Consider the following 657-nt stretch of genomic DNA (forward strand, 5'->3'; position numbering starts at 1 on the left):
TGATGCTGGAAATAGTAGAAGAGTATTTTGGAAAGCACACTCGAAACCTTGGTAACCAGTTTTTAAGTACAATAGAGAGCAGTGGAAACTCTCATTCATACTGTGATGTTTTCCGTTACATGCAACACAGAGATGAGCTGATTCTAAAAATCCAAAAATGGATTCTCACCACGGATCTAGACATCGTCTCTATCAGTGATTTAGCGAATGAAGCTTGCTTATCAGAACGGCAGTTAAAACGCCGATTTAAAGAGGCGACATCCATCAGTCCGCTAAAGTTTATTCAGTTAGGGCGTTTATCTTTTGCAAAAGAACTGTTGAGGTCAACAAAGTTGTCAATTGATGAAGTTGCAAGTCGATCTGGTTATGTTGATACACAGTTTTTCAGGCAGATATTCAAACGAGAAAATGATTGTTCTCCGCTTGAATATCGTAAAAGAAACCAAGTTAAAGCTGAATGATAAGCATATCTCATGGCCAGAATCATGATCTATACAACATTATTAATTGAATAGTCGTATTTACATTCGTTTTAAATCCATATTATAGTTCGAACGAAAATGGCAAACGTTTGCCATTTTCGTTCGAGTATAAATGGGTTAGTCTTGAATTGATTTTTAATAACGGTAACTTATACTTATATATACGTATTCTTAT

At 35.3% G+C, this 657-nt stretch carries 1 protein-coding gene; it reads left to right on the forward strand.

Features of this window, described 5'->3' with window-relative positions:
* On the forward strand, positions 1 to 461 hold a 461-nt coding region (locus R7Z50_RS28155; protein WP_318149839.1), incomplete at its 5' end, for a helix-turn-helix domain-containing protein.
* Positions 462 to 657: the final 196 nt, after the last annotated feature.

It is taken from the genome of Vibrio sp. 1249-1 (assembly GCF_033340495.1).